The organism is Variovorax sp. SPNA7 (assembly GCF_033807855.1).
Lineage (GTDB): Bacteria > Pseudomonadota > Gammaproteobacteria > Burkholderiales > Burkholderiaceae_C > Variovorax > Variovorax beijingensis.
Genome location: NZ_CP138513.1, coordinates 2706767 through 2731375, shown reverse-complemented (window position 1 = coordinate 2731375; position 24609 = coordinate 2706767). Strand labels below are relative to the sequence as shown.

Genomic DNA, 24609 nt, shown 5'->3' with positions numbered 1-24609 from the left:
TCTCTGCACCCGCGGTGAAACGGGTATGTCAGTGCCATTGCATTTGCATGACTGTGTTACCGCGTGTTTTCGGGCTGCCTGGATGTCTAATGCGATGGGTCCGCGACATGGAGTTTTCTCAATGGCTACAGCCGCAAGCAGCAATTTCGACAACCGCCTTCACCAGACCTTTCCCGTCCTGAGCGATACCGAAATCGCGCGCATCGCGCACTTCGGAACCGTGCAGCGCTTCGCCCGCGGGGAGCGGCTGTTCACCGCCGGCGAAACCAGCCCCGGCATGTTCGTCCTGCTCAAGGGCGTGGTGTCGGTCACGCAGCGCGACGGGCTCGGGCACGTGGTGCCGATCGTGCGCCAGGGCCCGGGCGAGTTCCTTGCCGAAGTCGGCCAGCTGAGCGGCCGCCCTGCCCTGGTCGACGGCCATGCCGAGGAAGAAGTGGAAGCGCTGATCGTGCCGCCCGCGCAACTGCGCGCGCTGCTGGTGGCCGAAGCCGACCTTGGCGAGCGCATCACCCGCGCGCTGATCCTGCGGCGCGTGGCGCTGATCGAATCCGGCGCCAGCGGGCCGGTGCTGATCGGCCGGCCGGAGTCGCCCGACATGGCGCGGCTGGAGAACTTCCTGCGCCGCAACGGGCATCCCTACCACCTGGTCGACGCGGCCGAAGACCCCGGCGCCGCAGCGCTGCTGGAACAGTACGGCACCTGCAAGCTGCTGGCTGTGTGCCCCGACGGCTCGGTGCTGGTCAACCCTGCCGAAGACGCGCTGGCCCGCTGCCTGGGCATGGTCGACACCGCGGAGCGCAACGAGCTGTTCGACGTGGCGGTGGTCGGTGCCGGCCCGGCCGGCCTTGCGACCGCGGTGTATGCGGCCTCCGAAGGGCTGCGCGTGATCGTGCTCGACTGCCGCGCCTTCGGCGGGCAGGCCGGCGCGAGTGCGCGCATCGAGAACTACCTGGGCTTTCCCACCGGCATCTCGGGGCAGGCGCTCGCGGGCCGGGCCTTCGTGCAGGCCCAGAAGTTCGGCGTCGAGATGCTGATCCCGGCCAAGGTGATGTCGCTGGACTGCTCGCGCGACAACCCCATGGGCGCCCTGCGCATCGCGCTGGCCGACGGCCGCGCCATCAACGCGCGCACGGTGGTCATTGCAAGCGGCGCACGCTACCGGCGGCCCGACGTGCCGAGGCTGTCCGAGTTCGAGGGCCGCGGCATCTGGTACTGGGCCTCGGCCATCGAGGCCAAGCTCTGCGCGCAGCAGGAAGTTGCGCTGGTCGGCGGCGGCAACTCGGCCGGACAGGCCGCGGTGTTCCTGTCGCGCCATGCGGCCAAGGTCAACGTGCTGGTGCGCGGCCCGTCGCTCGCGGCCAGCATGTCGCGCTACCTGATCGACCGCATCGAGGCCACGCCCAACATCGAACTGCATCCCCATACGCAACTGGTGAAGCTCAACGGCGATTCCGGCGAAGGCCTGACGGGGGCAACCTGGCGCTGCCAGACCACGGGCAAAGAACACGACTGCGACGCGCGCAACATCTTCCTCTTCGTGGGCGCCGAGCCCGAGACCAGCTGGCTCGACGGCTGCGGCGTCTCGGTCGACAAGCACGGCTTCGTGCTGACGGGCGATGCGGTCAGCAGCGGCTTTCCGGCACGCCCTTCCACCGCGCTCGAATCCAGCGTGCAGGGCGTCTTTGCCGTGGGCGACGTGCGCTCGGGTTCGGTCAAGCGCGTGGGCGGCGCCATCGGTGAAGGCGCGGCCGTGGTCGCGCTGATCCACCAGCACCTGTCGTCCAGCTCCGCCGTTGCGTGACCGTGCTGCGTCCGTAATTCCCGGTGCTGAGCGCGTGCGGATGGCCGCGGATATGCTGCCTGCCTCGCATTACGACCAACCCCAACACCGGAGAGCCCGCGACATGCCTGCATCGCCCATCGAGGTCTATTCCTGGCCCACGCCCAACGGCCACAAGATTCACATCATGCTGGAGGAGTGCGGCCTGCCGTACAACGCCCGTCCGATCAACATCGGCAAGGGCGACCAGTTTGCGCCCGAGTTCCTGCAGATCAGCCCCAACAACAAGATCCCCGCCATCACCGACCCCGACGGCCCGGACGGCAAGCCGATCTCGCTCTTCGAATCGGGCGCCATCCTCGTCTACCTGGCCGGCAAGACCGGCAAGCTGCTGCCCAAGACCGACCGCGAACGCTACGACGTCCTGCAGTGGCTCATGTTCCAGATGGGCGGCGTCGGCCCCATGCTCGGCCAGGCGCATCACTTCCGCATGTATGCCCCCGAAAAGATCGGCTACGCCATCGAGCGCTACAGCAACGAAGCCAAGCGCCTCTACGGCGTGATCGACAAGCAGCTGTCGAAGAACAGGTTCATTGCCGGCAAGACCTATTCGATTGCCGACATCGCGATCTTCCCGTGGCTGCGCAGTTGGGAAAACCAGGGCATCACCCTTACCGACTATCCGCACCTGAAGGCCTGGTTCGACGGCATTGCCGCGCGCCCCGCCGTGCAGCGCGGCGTGAAAGTGCTGGCCGATCTGCGCCAGCCGATCACCGGCGACAAGGAGCGCGAGATCCTTTTCGGCAAGACCCAATACGAGAAGCGCTGATCGCCTGGATATTCGGGCTAGAATAGAAGGCTTGTCGGGGTGTAGCGCAGCCTGGTAGCGCATCTGGTTTGGGACCAGAGGGTCGAAGGTTCGAATCCTTTCGCCCCGACCAAGAAAAAGTGAATGCCTGCAATGACTCACGTTGTTGCAGGCATCTTGTTTTTTGGGCCCGCGTCAAAAGCAATGCCGACGGTGAATTCCTCGCGTACAGTCGAATTCAACATCATCACCGACCGGGGTTGGCCTTGTCCTACTACGAACTGAAGATTGGCAACCAGACCGGCTTGGTCCAGGTCACGCAGGACCTCGTCTCCCACACCGCCACCCTGTACTGGATGCCCCGCCGCCTCCCCTTGCGCGCCACGGAAGAGATCAATTCCACGCCGCTGGCCCAGCACCAGACCTACGGGCCCTCGGAAGCGCAGACGCTCGATCTGCTGCGCGCATGGGCCGCAGAGAACTTCGAGCCGGTCGGCGATTTCGTCCAGATCTGAACGCCCTCCGGCGCTCTGGGCTCCAAGGTGGATGTGGGTAGAATCCGGGGCTCCGTTCGGCCCGGAATCTGCCCGTAGCTCAGTTGGATAGAGCACCTGCCTTCTAAGCAGGTTGTCGGGGGTTCGATCCCCTCCGGGCAGGCCATTTAGTGGCTCCACGTTCTCCCACGAAGAACCGCGAACAGCCACTTCCCCTCTTCGCGCACCCGACGCCATGCCGCGTAGGAAATCCACCGTCAGCAAGAGGCGCCAAAACGACATGGCACCGTCGCCTTGCAGGTTCACGCTCTGCTCATGGCAACCAAACAAGAGCAGCACAAGCAAGGCGACATCGGCCGCCGCCTGATGTGGATCCTGCTGGCCGTCATTGCGGTCATCGTCGTGGCGGTGCTTTTCTTCTACGGCATCGCCGATCCATCGAAAGGACCGGGCAACGTTCCTGCAAGCGGCGCCGTGGCGCCGGCCCAGGAGAACGCCAGCCCGGCCAAATCGCGCTAGGAAGAACGCCGTCTTCGAGGGCCGGCTCCCCGCTACCCGCATGCCAAGGCCTATGCCGAACGTGGAATCGATAGGCAGCATCGACCGGAGTATCTTCCGCACCGGAGCGGTGCGCGGGACATGCGCGCCCTTGTCACCCCCATCACCTTCAGGCCGGGAGACGTAACGTGGCGCATGCGCTTTTCAAGCAGATCCTCGTGACGCGGCTGCCAATGCGGTTCGACAGTCCGTCCGAGATAGACCGGCTCAAGGATCTGCGGGATGCCGGATACATCAAGGTGGTGTTCTCGCCGCCGCAAGGCGCGGTGCCGCCCTCTGCGACGGTGCACGAGGTCACGAACCTGGGACGCGCTGCCGCGCGCTACTTCGGATCGGGCGACGGGACGCACCCTGATCTGCCTTCGGTCGCCTTCGCACTTCCTCGCCGGCACGATCCGGCCGGTTGATCGCCTGGCTCGGTTCAGGCCGCGCTCGCCTGCGCCACCGCTTCCAGGAACTCGAATCCCATCGTCCGCGCGTGATAGTGCAATCCGCCATCCTGCACGATCAGGAAGCGTGCGCCCTTCATGCCTGCGTTGTGATGCGAATGCGGCGCGCCCGGCGGCGTGACAAGGGTCGCCCACGGCTCCCATGGGCAATGCACTCCGGCAACCATCGAATGGCATGCGTCGCCCTGCACCACCAGCGTGACGGCCGCGGAATTGTGGCGGTGCGATCGTTGATGCGTCTGCGGCTCCAGGGTGTTGAAGCTCAAGGTCAGCGTGGGCGTCAGGTTGCGCGCCGGCTCCTGCCGGTCGGAGGAAAAGATCAGCGCACGGCCCGATGTCGCGTCGCTCGTAGCCATGGAAAAGATCAGTTCGAACTGCCGTTCGATCTCGTCGGCGGAATAGTGCACTGCATCGATGAGCGCGCCCGACGCCGATGGCGGCAGCGACCCGTCGAAGGCCAGCTGCGGCTCGTTGCCCACGGTCCACAGCAGCGCGCCTGCGGGCCCTGCGCTCAGCCGATAGCCCTGCGCCGCGGGCAGCAGGAAGACGTCGCCCGCGCCGAATGCAAGCCCTTCGGCCATGCCGCCAAGCTCGCCGCTCCCTGAAATCACATACCAGACCGAGCCAGTGGCATGCACGTCGAACGGCAGCGCCTCGCCGGGCGCAACGCGCATGTAGCGCGCGAGCATGAGCGGCGTGGTGGCCGCAAATCCGCAGCCCAGCGCATCGGACTGGTCGCAGTCGAACACGCCGAACGCGTCTGCGCGCGGTGGCGCGAAGCGCCGTGCAGGCACTTCGGGCAGCTTCACGTTGAATGCATTGCCGGAGTTGAAGTAGCGCGCCCGGGCCTGCGCAGCGGTCGCGGGCATTACGGGCTGCTGCGCAGGCAGGTCCGCCATGTCGGTGATCTGCTCGCCCGTCTTCAAGCGCCCTCCCCGCCATCTGCATACGGCAGCAGCACGCGCAGCAGCACGTCGGCACCGGCCGCCACATGCGCCGGCTCGGCCCACTCGTGCTCCGCATGGCTCACGCCGCCGCGGCAGGGAATGAAGATCATCGCGCTCGGGCACAGCGCCGCCATATGGCGCGCATCGTGGCCCGCGGCAGAAAGAATGGGCATGTGCGGCTCCCCAAGCTGTTCCGCCGCGGCTGCAATGGCCGCCTGCAGCGCTGGATCGAAGGCATTCGATGGTGCATCGACCAGCCGGGTGGCCGTGGCCTTGCAGGGCGCGGCATGCATGCCGCACAGCGCGTCCAGCCGTTGGCCCAGAAGATCGAGTACGTCGTTGTCGGGGTGGCGCAGATCGATGCGCAGCGTGACGCGCTCGGGCACCACCGATGGCGCATTCGGCTCGACCTGGAGCCGGCCGATGGTGAACTTCACCGCATCGTCATGGCCGCCGATCTCGCTGTAGCACGCCGCCGCGATGCGCGCGAAGGCGGCGAGCGCGTCGCGCCGGCCGGCCATGGCGAGCGTGCCGGCATGGCCTCTTTCGCCATCGATCACGATGTCGAATGTCTTCTTGCCCTGGATGCCGGTGACGACGCCGATCACCCGCCCTTCCGCCTCGAGCACCGGGCCTTGTTCGATGTGCGCTTCCAGGTAGGCCTTCAATGGAAAACCGAGCGGCCTGCGCCGCAGCGACGGGAATGCGGCATGCAAGGCATCGAGTGCCTGGGCCACCGAGACGCCATCGGCATCGCGCGCCGCGCGCACGGCCTCGAGGGTGCGGACGCCAGCGAAAGCTTCGGAACCCATCATGCCGGGCGCGAAGCGCGAGCCTTCTTCGTTCATCCATGCCACGCAGACGATGTCCCTCGGCGGGCGCACGCCCTGCTCCGCGAGCACGGTCAGCACCTCGAGCGCTGCGAGCACGCCGTACACGCCGTCGAAGCGGCCGCCGCCGGGCTGGCTGTCGAGATGGCTGCCAGCCAGCACCGGCGGCACCTCCCGATCGAGGCCGGGCAGCGCGATGAAGAGATTGCCCGCCGGATCGGTCGCGGGTTCCAGTCCCGCAGCCCTGGCCCAGCCGATCATCAGGTGCCAGGACTCGATCTCTTCCGCGCTGAGCGCCTGCCGATCGACGCCGCCTCCGGCGGTGGCGCCGCAGCGCGCGAGCGCCATGAGCCGCTGCCAGAGGCGGTCGGCATCGACGCGGCACGCGGCCGGCGTCCGCTGCGACATTGCCTGCGCCATCAGTCGGTCTTCATGATCTGGCTGGGCAGCGCGCGCGGATCGCGCGGCTTCCACTGGCCGGCCTCGACCTGCGCGAAGAATTCCGCGAGCAAGGCATTGAACGCGGCCGGCTCTTCCAGGTTGAGCGTGTGGCCGGTCTTCGGCATCACGGCCAGGCCGCAGGCCGGAAGGGTCTTCTTGAGAAAGATGCCGGGCTGCAGGCAATGGTCGTCCTCGTCGCCGACCACCACCAGCGAAGGCGCGCCCATCACGCGCAGTTCGGCCTCCAGGTCGTAGATCGACGGGCGCCGTGCCTGCACGCCGCGCATGGTGTTGGCCGCGCCGACCGCGTCGTGCTGGCCGAGCCAGGCCGCGAATTCCTGCCAGCCGCGCGGGTCCTTGTTCTGGAACTGCACGCGGCTCGCGCCGAGCGAATAGGTGCGTGCGAAACGTTCTGCGCCCTGCAGTTCGAACTGCTTCGCCACCTCCAGCGAGACGCCGCGGAAATATTCTTCGTGTTCTTTCTCGGCGCCGTAGCCCGCGCCGGCAATCACCAGCGAAGCCGCGCGCCCGCTGTGGCGCAGGCCGAAGTGCAGCGTCGCGAAGCCGCCCATCGACAGGCCGACGATGTGCGCGCGCGGCAGTTGCAGCGCATCCATGACGGCGGCGATGTCGTCCGCGGCAATGGCCTGCGAGTAGCGCTCCATGTCCTTCGGCACGTCCGAGGGCGGATAGCCGCGCGCGCCGAAGGTCACGCACTGGTGGCGGCGCGCAAAGTAGCGCATCTGCGGCTCCCAGCTGCGATGGTCGCCGCCGAACTCGTGCACGAACACGATGGGCATGCCGCTGCCGGCGCTTTCGTAGTACAGGCGGACACCGTCCGCGGTGGTGGCGAAGCTCATGGCGTTCCTCAGAAAAGCGCCGCGGTGGCGGGCAGGCTGCGCGCACGCTCCACGGCTTGCGGCAGCACGTCGCACAGGGCCTGAGCCCATGCCTTGGGCACGGTGGTCGAGATCTTCACGAAGCGATGGCCGAAGCGCGGCGTGTGGTACGTGCCCTGCCGCACCATGATGTCGTGCTCGCCCAGCGCGCTGACCAGCGCCTCGGGCGTCACGCCTGCGCCGCTGCACTCGACCACGATGAAGTTGGCCTGTGACGGGAACACCGGCACCTCGAAGCCGGGCAGTTCTGCGAAGGCCTCGACGATCATTCGCTGGTTCTCGCGCTGCTGCGCAATGACCTCGGCCATCCACTCGTCCTTCACGGCAAGGCCTGCGATGGCCGCGCGCTGCGCGAGCACGCTGGCGCCCAGCGGCGCCTGCGAGTGCGGCAGGATGCGCGCGAGCAATCCGGGCGACGCAACGAGCGCGCCCAGCCGCAGCCCGGCCAGGCCCAGCCACTTCGAGAAGCTCACGATGGTCACCGTGCCTTCGGGATAGAAGCGCGAAGCCAGCGTGTGGCTGTCGGCGAAGTCGCGGTAGGTGCAGTCGTGGATCAGCACGGCGCCGACTTCCCGCGCACGCATTGCGAAGGCACGGATCTCGTCTTCGGTGTAGGTGGTGCCGAGCGGGTTGTTCGGGTCCACCAGGTAGATGACCGCGGTGTTCTCGTCGGTCGATGCGGCGAGCGCATCGGCCGAGAGCTTGAAGCCGTACTCGGGCCCGTAGATCGGGATCTCGGTCACCACCGAGCCGGCCTTGGCCGCAAACTGCAGCGGCCATTTCCAGCCGGGGTCGGTGGTGACGAAGCCCTTGCCTTCCTTGCAAAAGGCACGGCAGGCCAGCGCCAGCGCAGACACCGCGCCGTCGGTCACCACCGCCAATTGATCCGCCACGCCCAGGTCGGCCACGATGGCCGCGCGCAGCGCTTCCATGCCCAGCGGCGGCGCGTAGGCGTGAAAGCTCTCGTCGTCGATGGCGTCGTGCAGCGCCTTGCGGACGGCAGGATGCAGCGGAAAGTGGTTGGTGTTCTGGCCCAGCCACATCAGGTCCGGGTTGGTGAACAGGCGGTCGAAGTACCGGTTGCGGGTTTCGGCGTCGCTGGTCACGGAAGGCACGGCCGCCACGGGGTTCAGCGCCGCATTCATGCCGCGATCCTGCGGGCCTGCTCGGCCTCGATGACCTTCTTGCTGGTCTTGATGATCGAGCCGCGCGCCGCAATGCCGCCGTCGATGGTCACCACCGTGCCGGTGATGTAGCCCGCGCGCGGCGAGGCCAGGAACACCATCAGTTCCGCGACTTCCTCGGGCGTGGCCGGGCGGCCGCCGGGGTAGTTGTCGAACAGCTCTTCCCAGCGGCCTTCGTCTCCGTGGGTGTCGAGCGCGCGGCGCTTCATGAGCTTGACCATGCGGTCGGTCGCCACCGGGCCGGGGTTCACGCCCACCACGCGGATGCCGTCGTCCAGGCTCACGCCGCCGAGCGCGCGCGTGAAGGCCATGACGGCGGCATTGCCGGTGGAGCCGGCGATGTAGTTGGCGTCCCAGTTCTCGCCGGAGTTGCCGATGTCGTTGACGATGACGCCGCCGCCCGCGGCCTTCATGCGTGCGTAGTAGATCTGGCTCAATTCCATGTAGCCCAGCACCTTGAGCTGGAAGCCGCGCCGCACGGCCGCGAAGTCGAGCGACTCGATCGGGCCCGAGGGAATGTCGCCCGCATTGTTCACGAGGATGTCGACGTGGCCCGCCGCCTCGGCGAGCAGGTTCATGGCACCGGCCGCCGCCAGGTCCATCGGATGGACCTTCACGTTGATCGGATGGATCTTCTCGATCTCTTCCTTCGCGGCCGCGAGCGCGACGCCGTCGCGCGCCGCCAGGTGCAGGTGGCAGCCTTCGGTGGCGAATGCGTGCGCGGCTGCAAGGCCGATGCCCTTGGAGGCGCCGGTGATGAGAACGGTCTTGCCTTCGAGTTCGAGTTTCATGGATTCGGGTCCTGGGATGCGATCAGAGAAATAGGTTGGAGAGGTGGGTCAGCTTGCGCCGGTGTCCTGCTCGGACAGCGCCGCGATCAGGTCGACGATGTCGTCCTCGAGCAGGCTCACGTGATCGATGGCGGCGTTGAATGCAGCCTTCGGGTCGTTGCGGCGGATCGCGTCGAGGATGGCACCGTGCTCGCCGATGGTGGCCGTCATGCGGCCGGGCTGGAAGGTCACGTAGCGCCGGTAGACGCGCACGCGCTTTCGGAGTGCGCGCGTCTGCTCGGCCAGGTAGTGGGTGTTGGAAGCCTCGTACAGCGCGTCGTGGAAATCCTGGTTCACGTCGTAGAAGCGCGAGTGGTCGCCCGAAGCAAGAATGCTCGTGAGTTCGTCGTGCAGCGCGCTCATGCGCGCCTTCTGCGCCTCGGTGGCGCGGCGCGCCGCGAACTTGGCGCACAGGCCTTCCATCACGGCCATCATCTGGAACATCTCGATCAGCATCGGCAGCGAGATGCGCGCCACGCACACGCCGCCCTGGCGGCTGCGCAGGTCCACCAGGCCGGTGGCGGCCAGTGCCTTGAGCGCCTCGCGCACGGGCGTGCGCGACACCTTGAAGCGATCCGACAGCTCGGCCTCGTCGAGCCGCGTTCCGGGCTTGAGCACGCCGCTCACGATCAGGTCTTCGAGCGTGTCCTTGAGCTCGTCGGACAGCGTGGCGCCGCCCTTCACGCGCTGGCGGTCGCGGCCGCGCAGCGCCGCGGGCTCGGTGGTATCGGATTCGTCGGGTTCCATGCTGCTCATGTCTTCTTTCTTGTGGTTGTCGTCGCCGGCTTCTTCAAAAGGGACGGTCGCCCGCCACGGTGGTGCGGTGCATCACGCGGCGGTAGGCCGTGTCGTCGTAGGGCGTGGCACGGTGCATGGTGCAGCGGTTGTCCCAGATCAGCAGGTCGCCCGCGAGCCACTTGTGGCGATAGCTGAACTCGGGCGAGATGGCGTGGGCATTGAGCTCGGCCAGCAGCGCGGCGCTTTCCTCCGGCGGCAAGCCGTCGATCTGCTTGACCACGTCCTCGCCCACGTAGAGCGACAGGCGGCCCGTCTCGGGATGCGTGCGCACCAGCGGATGCACCACGTCGGGCGTGGCGGCAAGCTGCTCGGGCGTGAGCGGGTTGCGGTCTGCAAAGGCCTTGCCGTAGTAGTTGGCGTAGCTGTGCGTGGCAGTGAGGTGGCGGATGCGCGCCTTCATGCCGTCGTCGAGCGCGTCGTAGGCGGCGTGCATCGAGGCAAAGAAGGTGTCGCCCTCCACGGGCGGCACTTCGAGCGCGTAGAGCAGTGCGCCCATCGAGGGCTCGGCCTTGTACGAGAGGTCGGAATGCCAGTTCCAGCCCTCCTTGTGGTTGCCGATGGGCTTGCCGTTCTCCGACACGTTGGACAGCACGTACACCTCGGGATGCTCCTTCTTCAGGAACTGGGTCAGCACATGGCCCAGCAGCGGGCCGAAGCGGCGCGAGAACGCGACGTGCTGCGCCTCGTTGATGCGCTGGCCGCGGAACAGCAGCAGCGAGCGCTGGTTGAGCGCATCGCGCAGCACGGCAAAATCGCTGTCGCTCACCGGCTCGCGCAGGTCGATGCCCTTCACTTCGGTGCCGATGAATGAGGTGAGATTCTCGAGTTGCATGGGAAGTGTCTCGGGGATTGAAGAAAAGAAGGAACAGGCCTCAGAGCCTGTAGTCGGGCTGGGTGCGCTCCAGCATGCGCAGGAACGCAGGCCATTCGCGCGTGCCGGGCGGCAGGATGTCGCCGGCAAATTCGGTGAACTGGCGTGCGGCCAGCGCGCTCGTTTCGGGCCGCGGAAGCACCAGCGCTTCGCCCGGCGCGAGCCCGCCCTGGGCCAGCAGCTGCACCTTGGCCGCCTTCTCGAAGTAGTACATGAGGATGAAGGCCTCGGGGATCGTGCGGCCCACCGTCAGGATGCCGTGATTGCGCAGCACCAGCGTGTGGTGCGGGCCCAGGTCGCGCACCAGCCGCTCGCGCTCGCCGGTCTCCAGCGCCACGCCTTCGTAGTCGTGGAAGGCCGTGTGGCCCTGGTAACGCATCGCGAACTGGCTCAGCGGTGCCAGGCCGTTGGGCATGGCTGCGATCGCGGTTCCGGCGTCGGAGTGGGTGTGCAGCACGCACAGCGCGTCGGGCCGTCCCGAGTGGATGGCGCTGTGGATCACGAAGCCGGCCTGGTTGACCTCTGCATCGGTGTCGTCCACCTTGTTGCCGTCGAGATCGATCTTCACCAGCGACGAGGCGGTCACTTCCGAGAACAGCAGTCCGTAGGGATTGATGAGGAAGTGGTGCGCCGGCCCCGGCACCCGCGCCGAGATGTGGTTGTAGATGAGGTCGTCCATGCCGAAGTGCGCCACCAGCCGGTAGCACGCCGCGAGCTGCACGCGCAGTGCGGCTTCGGTCGTCGGATACGCCGCGGGGTTTGTCTTGGTCGTCATCACCGCCACCACACCAGTTTCTGATCGATCCAGACGAGCACGCCGTAGAAGACCATGCTCGCCACCGAAGCGACCAGCACCGCCGACCACACGCTCAGCAGGTCGACCTGCTGGGTCGATTCATAGATCATTCGCCCGAGCCCCGCATAGGCGCCGAGCATTTCGCCGACGATGGCCACGATCATGCTGCGCGGCACGCCGATGCGCAGCGCCGTGACCACCGACGGCATCGCCACCGGCAGGCGCAGCCGCCACACGATCCTGAGCGGCCCTGCGCCGAAGCTGCGCATCAGGTTCACGGCGGCCAGGTCGGCCTGCTTGAGTCCGTGCAGCGCGTTGACCAGCATCGTGAAGCCGACGGCCAGCGCCACCAGTGCGATCTTCGATGCGGCGCCAAGGCCGAACCAGATCAGGAACAGCGGCGCATAGGCCACCGTGGGCACCGCGTTCACGGCCACGGCCAGCGGCATCACGACGCGCTCGAGCGGCGGCGCGAGCAGCAGCACCACCGCCACCAGCAGGCCGAGCACGCTGCCCAGCGCATAGCCGCCAAGCGCCTCGCCGAGCGTGGCCAGCAACGCAGCCATGAGACGGCCGGTGTCGGTGAAGGCATGCTGCACGATCGCGCCCAGGCTCGGCAGCACGAAGGGCGGAATCCTGAAGAGCAGGATCGCGCCTTCCCACACCGCGAGCAGCACGATGACGCTCAGCACCACCGGCACCACGGGCGATGCGCTCAGCTTTCGCTTCGCCACCATACGAGCCTCCTTTCCACGAAGGTGAGCAGCCCGTAGAGCAGCGCACCCATCAGCCCGCAGGCAAACATCACGACCCACAGGCGCAGCACCAGGTCGGCGTTCATCGCCTCCATCAGCATCACGCCCAGGCCCACGGTCTCGCCGAACCATTCGCCCACCACCGAGCCGATCAGGCTCAGGCCGATGGCCACGCGCAGGCCCACCATGATCTGCGGCAGCGCCGAAGGCACGGCCAGCTTGAAGAACATGACGAGGCGGCCGGCGCCGAAACTCTTCATCAGCGCGATGCGCTGCGGGTCGCACGACTTGAGCCCGCGCAAGGTGTTCACCGTCACCGGGAAGAAAGTGAGGAAGAACGCGGTCATCACCTTCGCGAGCAGCGAGTTGCCGAACCAGATGACGATCAGCGCGCCGAAGGCCACCACCGGCACGGTCTGCGACACCACGAACAGCGGGAACACCGAGCGCTCCATCCAGCGCGAGTAGGTGAACACGGTGCCGCAGAGGCAGCCGAACACCGCGCCCATCGCAAAGCCCAGCACGGTTTCGAGCAGCGTGCGGCCGAAGCCGCGCATGAGTTGCGGCCAGACCGACCACGCATCCTGCGCAATCGCACTCAGCGCCGGCAGGTAGCGAGGCGACGGCGCGAAGGCATGCACCGCGATCTCCCACACGATGGCGAGCCCGACGAAGGCCAGCACGGGCGAGTGCAGCATGCGTTGCATCGGCGAGCTCACGAGGCGCGCTCCTCCTGGGCGAAGGTCTTGCGGCTTTCCTCCTCGATCTCCGCGAGCAGGCGCTGCTTGAGGCCGATGAACTCCGGCGACAGCACGATCGACGGATCGCGCGGGCGCGGCAGGTCGACCACCGTCTCGCTCTTCACCGTGCCGGGCCGCGCCGTCATCACCAGCACCCTGTCGCCGAGCACGATGGCTTCGTCGATGTCGTGCGTGATGAAGAGCACCGTGCGGCGGTGGCGCGCCCAGATCTCGAGCAGCCAGTGCTGCATGCGGCTGCGCGTGAGCGCGTCGAGCGCACCGAAGGGTTCGTCGAGCAGCAGCAGATCGCGCTCGAACAGGAAGGTGCGCATCAGCGCCACGCGCTGGCGCATGCCGCCCGAGAGCTGGTGCGGATAGTGGTCGGCAAAACCGGTGAGGCCGAACTCCGGCAGCATGGCGCGCGCACGCTCGCGCGCCTCTTTGCGCGGCACGCCCTCCACTTCGAGCGCGAGGATGGCGTTGTCCAGCACGGTGCGCCACGGAAACAGCAGGTCGCGCTGCGGCATGAACGACACCTTGCCCAGCAGCTGGCCGTCGCGCTGCGGCGTGCCGCCGAACAGCAGCGAGCCGTCGTCGTCGGGCGGCAGCAGCCCCGCAATCATGTTGAAGAGCGTCGACTTGCCGCAGCCCGAAGGGCCCACGAGCGTGACGAACTCGCTCTTCGCGATCCGCAGGTCGACGCCGGACACCGCCACCGTCTGCGCCTGGCCGTCGCCGAAGCGCTTCCACACGTTGACGAGCTCGAGCATCGGCGGTGCCGGCGCGCCGGCGGCGCCGGGCGGCATCACTTCGTGAGGCATGAACTTCATGACGCGCGGCGGCTCAGAACTTCTTGTCGGTGGCCGGCACCTGCGTCCAGAAGCTCGGGTCGTAGGCCTTCGACAGGTCGGCCGGTGCCTTCAGCGCCTTGTAGCCCACCAGCTGGGTCTGCATCTTCTCGACCGTCGGCAGGTCGATCGCGAGGATGCCGTCGGTCGTGCCCTTGCCGGCCTTCACCAGCTTCTCGAACTCGTCGAGCATCGCTTCCTGGTGCGCGCGGTTCAGGCTGGGCGATGCGGCCATGACGATGTCGATGGCTTCCTTCTTGTTCTGCAGCGCGTACTTCCAGCCCTTGATGGTCGCGTTCATGAAGGCCTGCACCTGCTGCGGCTTCTCGTTGCGGTATTTCTCGGACACGAGCACCGTGTCCTGCTGCACGACCACGCCATAGTCGTCGGGCTTGATGAGCGTGAGCTTGTCGCCCAGGCCCTGCGCCTTGAGCACGTTGAGTTCGTTGTAGTAGGTGGCGGCGGCAACGTCGAACTGCTTCTCGACGAAGGGCGCCATCGAGCCCGATTGCGGCACGATGGTCAGGTCGCCCTGCTTCATGCCGGCCGAAGCAAGCATCGAATAGAGCGTGTACTGCGTGCCGGTGAACCACGTGGCCACCTTCTTGCCCGCGAAGTCCTTCACCTGGGTGATGCCCGAATCCTTGTAGGCGACATAGGTGAAGGGTGTGGTCTGCACGGTCACGCCGATGCACACCAGCGGCAGGCCTTTCTCGCGCGCCAGCAACACCGTCTCCGTGCCGCCGGCGAGGCCGAAGGTGTCGTTGCCCGAGGCGACGAGGGTCTCGACGTTGAGGTTGGGCCCGCCCGGATTGATCGTCAGGTCGAGGCCGCCCTGGTCGTAGAAGCCCTTGGCCTTGGCCACGTAGAAGCCGGCGAACTGCGCCTGTGCCAGCCATTTGAGGCGCAGCGACACCTTCTCCGCAGCGGAGGCAGGCAGGCTCGCAAGAAGCGCCATCGACGCTGCGGCGAGAGTCAGGAAACGCAAGGACTTGAAAGACATGTGGAAGGCCTCATGGATACAAAAAACTCTTTAAGCAGTATCCATGCCATGCAATTTCAGGCGGTTTTATGGCCCTCGGAGCGGCGAATTGGCCCGGAACATGCACTTCCGCATGGCCCCTGCCCCAATTTGAATCCTCCATGAACCGAATCCATGCGCTCACCGATCTCTCCGCCCGCGAAGCCGCCGGGCAGATGGCGCGAGGCGAGCTCCGCACCGCGGACTATGTGGATGCGCTGTTGCGGCGCAGTGCCGCAGCCGCCTCCCTCGGTGGCCTGCTGCACCAGGACGCGGAGCGCCTTCGCAGCGAAGCCGCGGCCCTCGACACGGCGCCCCGGCCCGCTGCGGGCACGCGCCCTCTGCATGGCGTGCCGCTCGCGTTCAAGGACAACATCGACGTGGTCGGCTTTCCCACCACCGCCGGCAGCCCGTGGATGGCGGACCACCGTCCGCGCCGCGCGGCAGGCGTGACGCAGCGCCTGCTGGCCGCGGGTGCGCTGGTGTTCGGCAAGACGAACCTGCACGAGTGGTCGCAAGGCGTCACCGGCCACAACCACGCTTTCGGCCCGTCGCGCAACCCTTTCGATCCCTCCCGCATTTCAGGCGGCTCGAGCGGCGGCAACGCAACATTGCTCGGCATGCGCGCCGTTCCCGCAGCCATCGGCACGGACACGGGCGGCTCGGTCCGGGTGCCGGCCGCGCTGTGCGGCCTGGTCGGCTTCAGGCCCACCATCGGCCGCTGGCCCGGGGACGGACTGGTGCCCATCTCGCCCACCTTCGACACCGCAGGCGCCATGGCGCGCAACGTGGACGACTGCGTGCTGATCGACCATGCCGTCGCCGATGGCCCGCTGCAGCTGGCGCCGGCGCCGCTCGCCGGCGTGCGCCTGGGCGTGCCGCAGCACTACTTCTGGGACGAGATCGATCCGCCGGTGGCCGCGTTGGCGCAGGACGCGCTCGAGCGGCTGCGCGGTGCCGGCGCGGTGCTGGTGCCCTGCGAGCTGGGCGAAGCCGGCGCGCTGTTCCAGCAGGGCTCGATGTCGATCTCTCTCCATGAGATCCTGCCGGCACTGCAGGCCTACTTCGCGCGCCACGAGCGCCCCTTCGATGCCCGCGCACTCGCCGATGCCGTCGTGAGCCCCGACGTCCGGCCGCTGTTCGAGCGCCTGTTCGGACCGGGCGCGATCGGCACGCCGGCCTATCGCCACGCGCTCGGCGTGCTGCGCCCGCGCATGCAGGAAGCGTATAGCCGCTGCTTCGCGCAGAACGCCATCGCCGCGCTGGTGTTCCCGACCAGCCCCCTTTGCGCAGCGCGCATCGGCGAAGACGTGGAGGTCATGCTGTGCGGCCGGCCGGTATCGGCCTTCTCCGCCTACATCCGCAACACGGGTCCGGCCGGCATGGCGGGACTGCCCGCGCTGAGCCTGCCGATGGGCCTCGCGCCCGGCGGCCTGCCCGCGGGGATGGAACTGACAGGCCCGGCCGGATCGGACAGCGCGCTGCTCGCGCTGGCGCTCGCCATCGAAGCCGTTCTTCCATCCGCGCCGGTCGCGCCCGCCATCGCCTGAAGGCTTACATCGCTTCGCGCGAGCGGCTGTCGCGGCATGCCACAGCCCTCTGCAATCGTTGCACCATGCACACCATGGACACCCGACCGATCTTTCCTTCCTGGTGGCGCGCCGGCGCGCTCGCCTATACGGCCGCGGGCGTGGTGTGCGTGGTTTCGAGCGCGGCCTTTCCGGACAGCGAGATGGCCATGCTGGCGGCGATCGCCGGGGCCTTGCCATGGTCTCTGGCCCTGCTGACGCTCGACCTTGCGCCGGGCGTGGCGCAGACCGCTTTGCTCCTGCTGGCTTGCAGCTGGGCCGTCAACGCGGGGCTCCTCTGGTGGCTGGCGCTGCGGCGCCCGGCGCACCGGCTGCCGGCGCAGGACGACTGACGAAGCATCGCCGTAGGCCGTTCGGTGCGATCATTTCGCCATCCGTTCATCGCGCCGATGCGTGCGCCCCGCACTCCGAAAGTCTTCCCATGCTTCCTGATACGCAAGTCAACAAACCGCTGATCGGAATTGCCGGCGGCCGGCAGTCGCTCGATACGCCGGCGCTGCTGCTCGACCTTGGCGCCATGACGCGCAACATCGAGCGCATGGCCGCCTTTGCCAAGGCGCGCGGTGTCGGCCTGCGGCCGCACGTGAAGACGCACAAGTCGGTGGAAATCGCGCGCCGCCAGGTGGCCGCCGGTGCCATCGGCGTGAGCTGCGTCACGCTGGGCGAGGCCGAGGTCATGGTCAAGGCCGGCATTCCGGACGTGCTGATCACCTCGCCGGCCGTCACGCCGAGCAAGATCGCGCGCGTGGTCAAGCTGGCCAGGCTGGCCGGTCCCGGAGGAATGATGGTGGTGGTGGACGACCCGCGCAATGCCGCGGACCTGGCCGCCGCCACGCTCGGCCTGCCGCATCCGCTGGAGGTGCTGGTCGACTACGGCGCCGGCTACAACCGCACGGGCGCGGCCAGCGAGGCGCAGGTGCTCGAACTCGCGCGCCACATCGCGGCCGACCCGCGCCTGAAGCTGCGCGGATTGCAGGCCTACGCCGGCAACCTGCAGCACATCGTCGACCGCCAGCAGCGCAGCGCCGCCGCGGCCAGCCTGCGCGAGACCGTCGCGCGCATCGTCGCGGACGCCAGGCGCAGCGGTATTCACTTCGAGATCGTCACCGGCGCGGGCACCGGCACGCACGACCTCGATGCACAGCGCGACGCCTTCACCGAATTGCAGGCCGGCTCCTATGTGTTCATGGATGCGGAATATGCACAGGTGCTGCAGGGCAGCCCGGGGCAGCCTTCACCGTTCGAGGTGTCGCTGTTCGTGCAGACGGCGGTGGTGAGCACCAACGCGGCGGAGTGGGTCACCGTGGACGGCGGCACCAAGTGCTTTGCGACCGACTGCGGCGTGCCGCTGGTGGCGCGCGGCGCCGATCCGGCGAGCCGCTACGCCTTCTTCGGCGACGAGCACGGCAAGCTGTTTTGCGCCGGGCAGCGGCCCGCGCTCGGCGACCGGGTGGAGTTCATCACGCCGCATTGCGACCCGACCGTCAACCTGCACGACGCCTACCACGTGGTCGACGGCGACACGCTGGTCGCCATCTGGCCGGTGGACGCGCGCGGCAGGCACTGAAAAAACCCGCATCGGGCCTGCGGCCGGGTCACGCGTTCGTCAGGCACGCGGCAAGGCTGCAAGAAAGGTCGATACGACGATGGCGGCCGCACGGTCCAGTTGAAGGACATCGGCCACCTCGAAGGAGTGCGGCGCACTGCGTGCGCTCCCGCCGGCGGGCTCGCGGATTTCCACAAGCACTTCCGCCGCCAATTCGCGGTCGCTGCGTGGCTGGCCGTCGGGATGCATCACCCACTCGTCCACCTGGTCGAACGGAATGCTGCGGAACACCGCGACGACGGGCAAGTACCTGTAGCGATCCTCGCCCACCAGCACGGGCAAGCTGAGGTTGCAAAAAAAAGTGGTCGACATGCAGAGCGCCGTCGCAATCAAAAGGATTAATTGTTAGGGAATGTGACCAAGACATCCACCTTTCCCGGCCCTTTTTCCTTTGCGAGACGTGATCTACCTCACACAAAGTGAAGCTTTGTGGTGAAGATCGAACACCTACAAGGATACTTAATTCTTACATATCGCCAGCCGGGTGTGTCGATTTGCCTGTTTTCTGCACCAAAAAGGCAAAAAAAGAGGCCGGAAGCCGGCCTTTGGGCGTCCCTGCTTGGGGTGGCTCAAACGGGCGAGCTGAACCGCGGCGGCCGCCGTTCGATGTTGGCCTGCACGGCCTCCGTCTGGTTCGCGCTCCCGATCAAGGCCTGCTGCTCCACCGATTCGGCAATCAGCAGGTCGGCCGCGCTGTGCGACAGCGCCGCATTGAGCAGGCGCTTGCCCGCCCGGATGGCGTCGGGGCTCTTGCCCGCGATGCCGTGCGCCATCTGAAGCGCCTCTGTCAACGGATCGGCCGCCAGCCGCGTGGCAAAGCCGAGCTGCAGCGCTTCCTCGCCCGAGAAGATGCGGCCGGTGAAGGTGAGTTCGCGCACCACGTCGCTGCGGGCGAGCTCGCGCATCAGCACCATGCCGCCCATGTCGGGCACCAGGCCCCACTTGATTTCCATCACCGACAGCTTGGTGTCGGGCGCCACGATGCGGATGTCGGCCCCCAGCGCCACCTGGAGGCCACCGCCGAAAGCCACGCCATGCACGGCAGCAATGACGGGCACCGGCACCTCGCGCCAGGCCATCGCGACGTACTGGGCCGCGTTCGAGATGCCGTGCGTGCGCGCGGACAGGTCGGTGCCGCCCGCCGCCGCGCCCAGCACCGCGCTGGCGGCGCCCTGCCCCATGCGCTCGAAGGAGGCCATGTCCAGCCCCGCGCAAAACGCCTTGCCCTGGCCCGAGATGACCACCGCACGCACCGCGGCGTCGCTGCGCAGGGCTTCGCCCGCTTCGATCAGCGCGTCGAACATCGCGGGATCGAGCGCATTCATCTTGTCCGCGCGTGCAAGCTGCAGTTCCACCACGCCGTCGGGGTGGCGGGTCCATTCGATTCGCTCGGCCATGGCAGTGTCTCCTTCGGTTCTTGCGCCAGTATCGCCCGGCACGGGTGCTCGGCGATGATGGCGCCTGTCGCCTACCCAACACCCCTGGACCCATGCCCCTGGACCGCCGGATCTTTCTGCAATCGGGTGCCGCCGCCGTGGTGGCGCTGCTCCATTCCCGCGGGGCCAGCGCGCCCGCCGGCCCGGGCCGGCCCATGCTCGGCTTCACCGCGGTGCCGGCGTCGCTGCGCGATGCGGTGGTGGTGCCGCCGGAATACGAATGGCAGTTGCTCTATCCCTGGGGCACGCCCACCGGCATCGCCGGACATCCGATGCCGGCCTTCGCGCCCGACGGCAGCAACAACGCCGCCGACCAGGCGCTGCAGGCCGGCATGCATCACGACGGTATGCATTTCTTTCCGCTCGCGTCGCCGGACCGCGGGCTGCTCGTGATGAACCACGAATACACCGACGAGCAATTGCTCCATGCGGGCGGCGGCAAGGAATGGACCGCCGAGAAGGTGCGCAAGTCGCTGCATGCGATGGGCGCCTCTGTCATCGAGATCCGCCGCACGCGCGATGGCTGGCGCCAGGTGCGGCCCTCGCCCTACGCACGGCGCGTGCACGGACAGACGCCCATGCGCATCGCAGGCCCCGCCGCGGGCGCGGCGCCGATGCGCACCGCGGCCAATCCGGCCGGCGACGAAGTGCTCGGCACCTTTGCCAACTGCGCGATGGGCGTCACGCCCTGGGGCACCTACCTGACCTGCGAGGAAAACTTCCATGGCTACTTCGGCGGCCCGAAGGAATCGGCGAAGGACGCCACGCCCGCGCAGCGCCGCTACGGCACGGTGCCGGGCTCGCAATGGGTGGAGTACTGGCGCTTCGAGGAGCGCTTCGACATGAGCCGGCATCCGAACGAGCCCCACCGCTTCGGCTGGGTGGTGGAAATCGATCCCTTCGACCCCGCGGCCCAGCCGGTCAAGCGCACCGCGCTCGGGCGCAAGCGCCAGGAAAGCGCGACCTGTACGCTTGCCAGGGACGGGCGCGTCGTCGTCTACATGGGCGACGACGCGAGGTTCGAATACATCTACAAGTTCGTGAGCCACGGCAAGGTCTCGATGGCGGGCGACGGCTCCCGCGCCTGCGCCAACAGCCGCCTGCTCGACGAAGGCACGCTCTACGCCGCGCGCTTCGATGCCGACGGCCGCGGCCGCTGGCTCGAACTCGTGCATGGCCGCAACGGCCTCGACGCGGACAGCGGCTTCGCCGACCAGGCCGAGGTGCTGATCCACGCCAGGCTGGCCGCCGACGCGGTGGGCGCGACCAAGATGGACCGCCCCGAATGGATCGCGGTGCATCCGCAGACCGGCGAGGTGTACGTCACGCTCACCAACAACAGCCAGCGTGGCGAGCCGGGCAAGCCGGCGCCCGATGCGGCCAATCCGCGTGCCGGCAATCTCTTCGGCGGCATCCTGCGCTGGCGCGAGGACGGCGGAGATGCCGGTAGCGCGGGCTTCGGCTGGGACCACTTCGCGCTGGCCGGTGACCCCGCGCAGGCGGGCAGCGGCGCGCACTATCCATCGGACGATGCCGACCTCTTCGGCAGCCCCGACGGCCTGCACTTCGACGGCGGCGGCCTGCTCTGGATCCAGACCGACATGAGCGGCCAGCTCATCGGCAAGCCGCCCTATGCCGCGCTCGGCAACAACCAGATGCTGTGCGCCGATCCGGCCACGGGGCGCATCAAGCGCTTTCTCACGGCGCCCAGCGGCAGCGAGGTCACGGGCTGCGTGGTGACGCCGGACCGGCGCACGCTGTTCGTCAACATCCAGCACCCGGGCGAATCGCGCGACGACGGCAGCGCCACCCCCAACAGCGCATGGCCCGACGGCGCGGCACCCGGCAGCGCGCGGCCGCGCTCGGCCACGCTGGCGATCCGCCGGCGCGACGGCGCTATCGTCGGCACCTGAAGCCGAAGAAGCACAAAAAAGGAGACCTTGCATGAGCATCCGCATCGTTCGCCTGGGCACGCCGCGCACGGCCGGCGAAGGCCTGCGCATCGGCACCGTGCGCCGCCCGCCGCGCGGCGTTCCGAAGACCGAGTTCGCATCGCAGGACTGGTATGACGTGTGGTATCCGAACCTCGCGCCTTCCGCGGAGACCATGAAGCTGGGCCAGGAGGCGGAGACCCCCGCGCAGTGGAACGCCTTCATGCGCAAGTACAAGTCCGAGATGGCCGAGGCCGACGCGAGCCGCAGCATCGACCTGCTGGCCGCCCTGTCGCACACCGCCGCGTTTTCGGTCGGCTGCTACTGCGAGGACGAGTCGCGCTGCCACCGCTCGCTGCTGCGCGGCCTGCTGGCCGAACGCGGGGCGGACATCTCGAACTGATCCGTTCAGACCGGCGGCAGGGCCACGAAGGCCGGCAGCCTTTCCGCGGCGGCGGCAAAGGCTGCGAGTGACGGGAAGTCGGCCGGTGCGACGAATTCGGGAACCATCATCTGCGTGAAACCCCATGCGACGGCGCTGGTCAGACCGGCCTGCCCGATGGCGGTTTCGCCGGCCGGCGCCGGCAGCTTCGCAATCTCGGCCTCGAGCCCGGCATAGGCGGCGGCCAGCTGGCCCCGCACCCGGTCGACCCACGGCGCATGCTGCTTCTCGGGCGGGCGCAGCTTGCGCTCGTAGACGATCTGCACCGTCTTCTCGCAGGCCGCGAGCGCGAGCCCCAGCACCCGCAGCGCATGCAGCCGCTCTGCAGCGCCGGCCGGCATGAGGCTGCGGCCCGCGATGGTTTCCGCGTGGTCGATGATCAGCGTGGAATCCATCAGCAGCGTGCCGTCGTCGCACACCAGCGTCGGCGCCTTGACCACGGGATTGATCGCCCGGAACTGTTCGAAGGTGCTGAAGACCGAGATCGACCGGTGTTCGAACGCAAGCCCCAGCAGGCGCAGCGAAATGGCCGCGCGGCGCACATAGGGGGAATCGAGCATGCCGATGAGTTGCATCTTGTTTTTTCCTGAGGGATGGGGCGCAACGATAACGCCTGTCAGCGCTGCGCCTTGTCCTTCTGGTTCTGCGCTTCGATGCGTTCGCGCGCGGCTTGCCAGTCGTCGTCGCTCCACTGCCGCAGCTCGTAGAAGTTGCCGCCCGTGGCCAGCGCGTTGCCGCCGTCCATCATGATGCTCTGGCCGGTGAGCCAGTCGCACTGGCCCGGCGCCATGAGAAAGGCCGCAAGGTTCTGCAGCTCGCTCATGCGGCCGGTGCGCGCCATCGGGTTGGTCTTCTTGCTGCGCGCGCCGGGCTCCTCGCCGGGATTGAGGCGCTTGCTCATGCCTTCGGTCGGAATCTCGCCCGGCCCGACGGCATTGAGGCGAATGCCATGGCGCGCCCACTCCACCGCGAGCGACTTGGTCATGACCTCGATGCCCGCCTTGCTCATGGCCGACGGCACCACGTAGGGGCTGCCGTTGTCGACCCAGGTCACGATGATGCTCATCACGCTGCGCATGGCATCGCCCTGCTGCCACTTGCCGGCTTTCGCTTCCGCCACCCAGCGCTTGCCCACGGCCTGCGTGACGTAGAAGCTGCCGTGGAAGACGATGTTCGCAATGGCGTCGAAGGCGCGCGGCGAGAGGCTCTCGGTCGGCGCGACGAAGTTGCCGGCGGCATTGTTGACGAGCCCCGTGAGCCCGCCGCTCTGGAACAGGCTCTCGACCATTTCGTCGACGCTCTGCGCCACGCGGATGTCCACGCCGAAGGTGTCGATGCGGCGCCCCGGAAACTGCTGGCGCCACTCGGCCGCGGTTTCCTCGCAGACCGACTGGCGCCGGCCGCAGATGGCCACGTCGGCGCCCAGGCCCAGGAAGCGCTCGGCCATGGCCCGGCCCAGGCCGGTGCCGCCGCCGGTCACGAGAATGCGCTGGCCGTTCATGAGGGAAGGTTCGAACATGGTGGTCTCCTTGGTCGTTGCGGCAGCGGCAAGGCAGGGAGCGCCGCCATCGCACATGCTACGCGCGCTGCCGGTGCCGCGGCTTGCGAAAACCGGCTCCCGGCCCCGAGTGAGAATGGCAGCCGACCTGTTCCCTGGAATCCGCCCATGCCAACTTCCACAGCCTCCCCCTTTCAGCCGCTTGCGGGCGTGCGCGTGCTGAGCCTTGCGCTCAACCTCCCGGGCCCCGCGGCGCTGCTGCGCTGCCGGGCCATGGGCGCCACCTGCGTGAAGCTCGAGCCGCCCGCCGGCGACCCGATGGCGCACTACAACAAGACCGCGTACGCCGCGCTGCACGAAGGCATCGCCGTCCGCACCGCCGACCTCAAGAGCGAGGCCGGGCGGCAGCAGCTGCACGCCGAACTCGCGCAGACCGACGTGCTGCTGACCTCGTTCCGCCCTTCTGCGCTGGCCAAGCTCGGCCTCGACCGGGCCGCGCTGCAGGAGCGGCATCCGCGGCTGTCGCAAGTGGCGATCGTCGGTGCGCCCGGCGCACGCGCCGAGGAACCGGGCCACGACCTGACCTACCTCGCCGAAAGCGGCCTCGTCACCGGCACCGAGCTGCCGCCCACGCTCTTTGCGGACATGGGCGGCGCGCTGCTCGCGAGCGAAGCCGTGCTGCAGGCCACCCTGCATGCGCGGTCCTCGGCTGACGCGAACGGGCTGTACCTCGAGGTGGCGCTCAATGCCTCGGCCGACTGGCTGGCACTGCCGCGCACCTGGGGCCTCACCCAGCCCGCGGGCGCGGTCGGCGGCGCCCATGCGGGCTACCGCGTCTACCCCTGCGCCGACGGCCGCGTGGCGGTGGCGGCGCTGGAGCCGCATTTCGCGGCCCGGCTGTGCGAGGCCGCGGGCGTGTCGCCGCCCGACATGATGGCGCCGGCCACGCACACCGCGCTGGCCGCCTGGCTCGCAACGCGCACGCGCGCCGAGCTCGACGCCATGGGCCGCGAGCGCGACGTGCCGCTGCTCACGCTGGCCGGCTGACGGAGCGGGCC

General features: G+C 68.1%; 27 protein-coding genes and 2 tRNA genes. 13 read left to right on the top strand and 16 right to left on the bottom strand.

Annotated features, from left to right (window positions below; all coding sequences use genetic code 11):
• The first annotated feature begins 121 nt into the window (after positions 1–121).
• From RZE77_RS12685 to RZE77_RS12655, 7 genes are all read left to right on the top strand, one after another.
• The gene (locus RZE77_RS12685) at positions 122–1801 is read left to right on the top strand and encodes an FAD-dependent oxidoreductase (protein WP_319442138.1); all 1680 of its coding nucleotides are present in this window, start codon (positions 122–124) and stop codon (positions 1799–1801) included.
• Positions 1802–1904: 103 nt separating this feature from the next.
• Complete coding sequence (locus tag RZE77_RS12680) at positions 1905–2609, top strand: glutathione binding-like protein (RefSeq protein ID WP_319442137.1); 705 nt, start codon at positions 1905–1907, stop codon at positions 2607–2609.
• A 35-nt stretch (positions 2610–2644) separates the two neighbouring features.
• Positions 2645–2721: transfer RNA gene (locus RZE77_RS12675), tRNA-Pro, on the top strand.
• Positions 2722–2854: 133 nt separating this feature from the next.
• The gene (locus tag RZE77_RS12670) at positions 2855–3103 is read left to right on the top strand and encodes a hypothetical protein (RefSeq protein WP_319442136.1); all 249 of its coding nucleotides are present in this window, start codon (positions 2855–2857) and stop codon (positions 3101–3103) included.
• A 68-nt stretch (positions 3104–3171) separates the two neighbouring features.
• A tRNA-Arg gene (locus tag RZE77_RS12665) sits at positions 3172–3248 on the top strand.
• Positions 3249–3397: 149 nt separating this feature from the next.
• A complete protein-coding gene (locus RZE77_RS12660) occupies positions 3398–3601 on the top strand; it encodes a hypothetical protein (RefSeq protein ID WP_319442135.1) in 204 nt (67 codons plus the stop codon).
• Between the two features lie 167 nt (positions 3602–3768).
• On the top strand, positions 3769–4047 hold the full coding sequence (locus RZE77_RS12655; RefSeq protein ID WP_319442134.1) for a hypothetical protein: 279 nt from the start codon (positions 3769–3771) through the stop codon (positions 4045–4047).
• Between the two features lie 14 nt (positions 4048–4061).
• Here the strand turns inward: RZE77_RS12655 and RZE77_RS12650 are convergent, their stop codons facing one another.
• Genes RZE77_RS12650 through RZE77_RS12595 form a run of 12 tightly spaced genes read right to left on the bottom strand, consistent with a single transcriptional unit; the run spans position 4062 to position 15031 of the window.
• Complete coding sequence (locus RZE77_RS12650; protein ID WP_319442133.1) at positions 4062–5015, bottom strand: cupin domain-containing protein; 954 nt, start codon at positions 5013–5015, stop codon at positions 4062–4064.
• Positions 5012–6286: a hydantoinase/carbamoylase family amidase gene (locus tag RZE77_RS12645; RefSeq protein WP_319442132.1), complete on the bottom strand. Its 1275-nt coding sequence runs from the start codon at positions 6284–6286 to the stop codon at positions 5012–5014. Before RZE77_RS12645 ends, RZE77_RS12650 begins: the two co-directional genes overlap by 4 nt.
• Positions 6286–7167: an alpha/beta fold hydrolase gene (locus RZE77_RS12640; RefSeq protein WP_319442131.1), complete on the bottom strand. Its 882-nt coding sequence runs from the start codon at positions 7165–7167 to the stop codon at positions 6286–6288. Before RZE77_RS12640 ends, RZE77_RS12645 begins: the two co-directional genes overlap by 1 nt.
• Positions 7168–7175: 8 nt before the next feature.
• The gene (locus RZE77_RS12635; RefSeq protein WP_319442130.1) at positions 7176–8351 is read right to left on the bottom strand and encodes a pyridoxal phosphate-dependent aminotransferase; all 1176 of its coding nucleotides are present in this window, start codon (positions 8349–8351) and stop codon (positions 7176–7178) included.
• Positions 8348–9181: an SDR family oxidoreductase gene (locus RZE77_RS12630; RefSeq protein ID WP_319442129.1), complete on the bottom strand. Its 834-nt coding sequence runs from the start codon at positions 9179–9181 to the stop codon at positions 8348–8350. The genes RZE77_RS12635 and RZE77_RS12630 overlap by 4 nt, the downstream gene beginning before the upstream one ends.
• Positions 9182–9229: 48 nt before the next feature.
• On the bottom strand, positions 9230–9976 hold the full coding sequence (locus tag RZE77_RS12625) for a GntR family transcriptional regulator (RefSeq protein WP_319442128.1): 747 nt from the start codon (positions 9974–9976) through the stop codon (positions 9230–9232).
• Positions 9977–10010: 34 nt separating this feature from the next.
• Positions 10011–10850 carry a TauD/TfdA dioxygenase family protein gene (locus RZE77_RS12620; protein ID WP_124957718.1) on the bottom strand — a complete coding sequence of 280 codons (840 nt, stop codon included), beginning with the start codon at positions 10848–10850 and terminating at the stop codon, positions 10011–10013.
• A gap of 40 nt (positions 10851–10890) precedes the next feature.
• Positions 10891–11664 (bottom strand): class II aldolase/adducin family protein, encoded by a 774-nt coding sequence (locus RZE77_RS12615; protein ID WP_319442127.1) that lies wholly within the window; start codon positions 11662–11664, stop codon positions 10891–10893.
• Positions 11664–12422: an ABC transporter permease gene (locus tag RZE77_RS12610; RefSeq protein ID WP_319442126.1), complete on the bottom strand. Its 759-nt coding sequence runs from the start codon at positions 12420–12422 to the stop codon at positions 11664–11666. Before RZE77_RS12610 ends, RZE77_RS12615 begins: the two co-directional genes overlap by 1 nt.
• Positions 12401–13159, bottom strand: a complete 759-nt coding sequence (locus tag RZE77_RS12605; protein ID WP_319442125.1) for an ABC transporter permease — start codon at positions 13157–13159, stop codon at positions 12401–12403. Before RZE77_RS12605 ends, RZE77_RS12610 begins: the two co-directional genes overlap by 22 nt.
• Positions 13156–14010, bottom strand: a complete 855-nt coding sequence (locus RZE77_RS12600; protein WP_319442124.1) for an ABC transporter ATP-binding protein — start codon at positions 14008–14010, stop codon at positions 13156–13158. The genes RZE77_RS12605 and RZE77_RS12600 overlap by 4 nt, the downstream gene beginning before the upstream one ends.
• Before the next feature lie 13 nt (positions 14011–14023).
• Positions 14024–15031 (bottom strand): ABC transporter substrate-binding protein, encoded by a 1008-nt coding sequence (locus RZE77_RS12595; protein ID WP_319442123.1) that lies wholly within the window; start codon positions 15029–15031, stop codon positions 14024–14026.
• A 140-nt stretch (positions 15032–15171) separates the two neighbouring features.
• Here RZE77_RS12595 and RZE77_RS12590 point away from each other — a divergent pair, with 140 nt between their 5' ends.
• From RZE77_RS12590 to RZE77_RS12580, 3 genes are all read left to right on the top strand, one after another.
• The gene (locus RZE77_RS12590; protein ID WP_319442122.1) at positions 15172–16599 is read left to right on the top strand and encodes an amidase family protein; all 1428 of its coding nucleotides are present in this window, start codon (positions 15172–15174) and stop codon (positions 16597–16599) included.
• Positions 16600–16673: 74 nt separating this feature from the next.
• Entirely contained in the window at positions 16674–16970 is a 297-nt protein-coding gene (locus tag RZE77_RS12585; protein WP_319442121.1) for a hypothetical protein, read from the top strand.
• An 89-nt stretch (positions 16971–17059) separates the two neighbouring features.
• Entirely contained in the window at positions 17060–18205 is a 1146-nt protein-coding gene (locus tag RZE77_RS12580; RefSeq protein ID WP_319442120.1) for a DSD1 family PLP-dependent enzyme, read from the top strand.
• Between the two features lie 39 nt (positions 18206–18244).
• On the opposite strand, the gene RZE77_RS12575 is transcribed toward RZE77_RS12580, so the two are convergent.
• Positions 18245–18556: a hypothetical protein gene (locus RZE77_RS12575; protein ID WP_319442119.1), complete on the bottom strand. Its 312-nt coding sequence runs from the start codon at positions 18554–18556 to the stop codon at positions 18245–18247.
• A 257-nt stretch (positions 18557–18813) separates the two neighbouring features.
• Positions 18814–19641 carry a crotonase/enoyl-CoA hydratase family protein gene (locus RZE77_RS12570; RefSeq protein WP_319442118.1) on the bottom strand — a complete coding sequence of 276 codons (828 nt, stop codon included), beginning with the start codon at positions 19639–19641 and terminating at the stop codon, positions 18814–18816.
• 92 nt (positions 19642–19733) lie between these two features.
• On the opposite strand from RZE77_RS12570, the gene RZE77_RS12565 reads away from it, so the two are divergent.
• Together RZE77_RS12565 and RZE77_RS12560 are read left to right on the top strand one after the other, a co-directional pair.
• Positions 19734–21593, top strand: coding sequence for a PhoX family protein (locus RZE77_RS12565; RefSeq protein WP_319442117.1), 1860 nt, complete (start codon positions 19734–19736; stop codon positions 21591–21593).
• 31 nt (positions 21594–21624) lie between these two features.
• The gene (locus RZE77_RS12560; RefSeq protein WP_319442116.1) at positions 21625–22014 is read left to right on the top strand and encodes a DUF488 domain-containing protein; all 390 of its coding nucleotides are present in this window, start codon (positions 21625–21627) and stop codon (positions 22012–22014) included.
• A 5-nt stretch (positions 22015–22019) separates the two neighbouring features.
• On the opposite strand, the gene RZE77_RS12555 is transcribed toward RZE77_RS12560, so the two are convergent.
• Positions 22020–22628, bottom strand: a complete 609-nt coding sequence (locus tag RZE77_RS12555; RefSeq protein ID WP_319442115.1) for a glutathione S-transferase — start codon at positions 22626–22628, stop codon at positions 22020–22022.
• Between the two features lie 41 nt (positions 22629–22669).
• Positions 22670–23572: an SDR family oxidoreductase gene (locus RZE77_RS12550; RefSeq protein WP_319442114.1), complete on the bottom strand. Its 903-nt coding sequence runs from the start codon at positions 23570–23572 to the stop codon at positions 22670–22672.
• Between the two features lie 147 nt (positions 23573–23719).
• Between RZE77_RS12550 and RZE77_RS12545 the strand changes: the two genes are divergently transcribed.
• A complete protein-coding gene (locus RZE77_RS12545; protein WP_319442113.1) occupies positions 23720–24598 on the top strand; it encodes a CoA transferase in 879 nt (292 codons plus the stop codon).
• Positions 24599–24609: the final 11 nt, after the last annotated feature.

Bases quoted from the DNA above. Each gene is read 5' to 3' on its own strand.
- RZE77_RS12685 (WP_319442138.1), top strand. From the start codon at position 122: ATGGCTACAGCCGCAAGCAGCAATTTCGACAACCGCCTTCACCAGACC.
- RZE77_RS12680 (WP_319442137.1), top strand. From the start codon at position 1,905: ATGCCTGCATCGCCCATCGAGGTCTATTCCTGGCCCACGCCCAACGGC.
- RZE77_RS12660 (WP_319442135.1), top strand. From the start codon at position 3,398: ATGGCAACCAAACAAGAGCAGCACAAGCAAGGCGACATCGGCCGCCGC.
- RZE77_RS12645 (WP_319442132.1), bottom strand. From the start codon at position 6,286: ATGGCGCAGGCAATGTCGCAGCGGACGCCGGCCGCGTGCCGCGTCGAT.
- RZE77_RS12640 (WP_319442131.1), bottom strand. From the start codon at position 7,167: ATGAGCTTCGCCACCACCGCGGACGGTGTCCGCCTGTACTACGAAAGC.
- RZE77_RS12635 (WP_319442130.1), bottom strand. From the start codon at position 8,351: ATGAATGCGGCGCTGAACCCCGTGGCGGCCGTGCCTTCCGTGACCAGC.
- RZE77_RS12630 (WP_319442129.1), bottom strand. From the start codon at position 9,181: ATGAAACTCGAACTCGAAGGCAAGACCGTTCTCATCACCGGCGCCTCC.
- RZE77_RS12625 (WP_319442128.1), bottom strand. From the start codon at position 9,976: ATGAGCAGCATGGAACCCGACGAATCCGATACCACCGAGCCCGCGGCG.
- RZE77_RS12620 (WP_124957718.1), bottom strand. From the start codon at position 10,850: ATGCAACTCGAGAATCTCACCTCATTCATCGGCACCGAAGTGAAGGGC.
- RZE77_RS12615 (WP_319442127.1), bottom strand. From the start codon at position 11,664: ATGACGACCAAGACAAACCCCGCGGCGTATCCGACGACCGAAGCCGCA.
- RZE77_RS12610 (WP_319442126.1), bottom strand. From the start codon at position 12,422: ATGGTGGCGAAGCGAAAGCTGAGCGCATCGCCCGTGGTGCCGGTGGTG.
- RZE77_RS12600 (WP_319442124.1), bottom strand. From the start codon at position 14,010: ATGAAGTTCATGCCTCACGAAGTGATGCCGCCCGGCGCCGCCGGCGCG.
- RZE77_RS12595 (WP_319442123.1), bottom strand. From the start codon at position 15,031: ATGTCTTTCAAGTCCTTGCGTTTCCTGACTCTCGCCGCAGCGTCGATG.
- RZE77_RS12590 (WP_319442122.1), top strand. From the start codon at position 15,172: ATGAACCGAATCCATGCGCTCACCGATCTCTCCGCCCGCGAAGCCGCC.
- RZE77_RS12585 (WP_319442121.1), top strand. From the start codon at position 16,674: ATGGACACCCGACCGATCTTTCCTTCCTGGTGGCGCGCCGGCGCGCTC.
- RZE77_RS12580 (WP_319442120.1), top strand. From the start codon at position 17,060: ATGCTTCCTGATACGCAAGTCAACAAACCGCTGATCGGAATTGCCGGC.
- RZE77_RS12575 (WP_319442119.1), bottom strand. From the start codon at position 18,556: ATGTCGACCACTTTTTTTTGCAACCTCAGCTTGCCCGTGCTGGTGGGC.
- RZE77_RS12570 (WP_319442118.1), bottom strand. From the start codon at position 19,641: ATGGCCGAGCGAATCGAATGGACCCGCCACCCCGACGGCGTGGTGGAA.
- RZE77_RS12565 (WP_319442117.1), top strand. From the start codon at position 19,734: ATGCCCCTGGACCGCCGGATCTTTCTGCAATCGGGTGCCGCCGCCGTG.
- RZE77_RS12560 (WP_319442116.1), top strand. From the start codon at position 21,625: ATGAGCATCCGCATCGTTCGCCTGGGCACGCCGCGCACGGCCGGCGAA.
- RZE77_RS12555 (WP_319442115.1), bottom strand. From the start codon at position 22,628: ATGCAACTCATCGGCATGCTCGATTCCCCCTATGTGCGCCGCGCGGCC.
- RZE77_RS12550 (WP_319442114.1), bottom strand. From the start codon at position 23,572: ATGTTCGAACCTTCCCTCATGAACGGCCAGCGCATTCTCGTGACCGGC.
- RZE77_RS12545 (WP_319442113.1), top strand. From the start codon at position 23,720: ATGCCAACTTCCACAGCCTCCCCCTTTCAGCCGCTTGCGGGCGTGCGC.